The organism is Xanthomonas sp. SHU 166 (assembly GCF_000364685.1).
GTDB classification, from domain to species: Bacteria; Pseudomonadota; Gammaproteobacteria; order Xanthomonadales; family Xanthomonadaceae; genus Xanthomonas_A; species Xanthomonas_A sontii.
On sequence record NZ_AQOJ01000139.1, the window covers coordinates 1 to 2,063 of the forward strand.

A 2,063-nucleotide genomic window follows, 5' to 3' on the forward strand; every position below is an offset into this window, starting at 1 on the left:
GGCCAGCAGTGCGAGCAGCGGCAATGCCAACGTCATCCTGCGCAGTGGTGCGGACATGGCGGCGACCTCCTCGAGGGTGGAGGTATCATCCTACGCCTCCCATGTGAGCAGACAGGCACGCGCATGCAGCACCGTTGGCGGCTGGACGGACAGACCGCGCTGATCACCGGCGCCAGCGCCGGCATCGGCCTGGCGATCGCGCGCGAACTGCTCGGGTTCGGTGCCGACTTGCTGCTGGTGGCGCGCGACCTCGACGCGCTGGAAGCAGCGCGCGACGAGTTGCGCGAGACCTTTCCCGAGCGTGAGATCCTGGCGCTGGCCGCCGACGTCGCCGACGACGAGGATCGCCGCGAGATCCTGGACTGGGTCGAGGACCATGCCGATGGCCTGCACCTGCTGATCAACAACGCCGGCGGCAACGTCAGCAAGGCCGCGGTGGACTACACCGAGGACGAATGGCGCGGCATCTTCGAGACCAACCTGTTCTCCGCGTTCGAACTGTCGCGCTACGCGCATCCGCTGCTGGCGCAGCACGCGGCCTCGGCGATCGTCAACGTCGGCAGCGTGTCCGGGCTGACCCACGTGCGCAGCGGCGCGCCCTACGGCATGACCAAGGCGGCGTTGCACCAGCTCACCCGCAACCTCGCCGCCGAATGGGCCGAGGACGGCATCCGGGTCAATGCGGTGGCGCCCTGGTACATCCGTACCCGCCGCACCTCCGGGCCGCTGTCGGACCCGGACTACTACGAGCAGGTGATCGAGCGCACGCCGATGCGCCGTATCGGCGAACCGGAGGAAGTGGCGGCGGCGGTCGGCTTCCTGTGCCTGCCGGCGGCCAGCTACATCACTGGCGAATGCATCGCGGTGGATGGGGGCTTTTTGCGTTACGGGTTCTAGCGGCTGTGCGGCGGCCGCGTGCGCCGGGCGCCGGCCGAAAGGCGCAGTGCAGCCAGGCCCCGGGCGTATGTCGTCGGGACTGAAGTCCCTCCCACAAGGTGGGTGCGCGCTTACTGCGGTGGATCGGTTGCGGGGTAATCCGTAGGAGCAGCTTCAGCCGCGACCAGGCTTTCCAGGTAACGCTCGGTCGCGGCTGAAGCCGCTCCTACTCAACCAGGCGCACCCCACGCGGGAGCGAGATGGATTACGGCGCTGGCTGTTCTGCGCCGCAGTTGCTGGCCTCGAGCAGGTGCTGACGGCGTTCGAACTCCGCGTGCAGCGCTTCGGCATGCTCGGGCACGGCGAAGCGCCAGTGCGTCTCGGCTTCGGCCACGTAATTCTTCCAGGCATCGCACAGCTGCTCGGCGGGCAGCGGCTGGCACTGGTCGCGCAGCACTTCGCAGGCGCTGCCGCCGGCCTGGTTGGGTCCGCCATCCAGGTCCGTGGTGGGCAGCGGCACGCACCGCGGCGGCGGTTCGGCGGCCTCGCCGATGTAAGACGATTGCTCGCGGGTTGTACAGGTGTACAGCGATGGCGGGGGCAGCTTTGGAGGCGGTGGCGGTGGCGGTGCAGCTGCCGCGGTGTCGGCCGTGGCCGGCGCGTCCGCAGGCGTGGCATCGTTCGCGGCGCTCGCCGGTGGCGACGATGGCGCAGGCTTGGCCACGAGCCTGGTCGGCAGTGCGGCGCTGCTGACGCCCTGCATGATTTTCTTCTGCTGGCGCATGCCCTTGGGACAGGGCTGGTTCTGGATGGTCAGGTTGTCCTGCGCGTCGGTGCAGCGATAGAACACCACCGGTTCGGCGTGCGCGGCGCCGGCACAGGTCAGCACCACGGCGAGGCAGAGTGCGCGCCGCATCAGCTGCCGCCGCAGTCGCGCGCCAGACGCGCATCGATGCCGCGCTGCTCGGTTTCCATTGCGCGGCGCTCGCTCTGCAGCGCGCTGTTGTAGCGACGGATCAGCTCCCAGCGACGATCGCTCAGGCGCGCGCAGACTTCCTGCTCGGGCAGCGCGGTGCAGGTGTCGCGGATCATCGTGCTGCCGGCCGGCACGATCACGCCGGCGCCGGCGGACACCCCAGGCGGCGGTGGACCGGGCGGGCGCGGGCCGCCGGGCGGAGGCGGTCCCG

At 70.1% G+C, this 2,063-nt stretch carries 2 protein-coding genes and 1 pseudogene; 1 reads left to right on the forward strand and 2 read right to left on the reverse strand.

All coding sequences use genetic code 11. The annotated features are described in order from the left end of the window. Positions 1-123 precede the first annotated feature (123 nt). Complete coding sequence (locus D180_RS05385) at positions 124-897, forward strand: SDR family oxidoreductase (RefSeq protein WP_017909765.1); 774 nt, start codon at positions 124-126, stop codon at positions 895-897. Positions 898-1,141: 244 nt separating this feature from the next. Here the strand turns inward: D180_RS05385 and D180_RS05390 are convergent, their stop codons facing one another. Continuing rightward, positions 1,142-1,792, reverse strand: a complete 651-nt coding sequence (locus D180_RS05390; RefSeq protein ID WP_017911993.1) for a DUF4124 domain-containing protein — start codon at positions 1,790-1,792, stop codon at positions 1,142-1,144. Further along, positions 1,792-2,063, reverse strand: a pseudogene (locus D180_RS05395) (DUF4124 domain-containing protein); the annotation flags it as partial. The pseudogene D180_RS05395 and the gene D180_RS05390, both read right to left, overlap by 1 nt.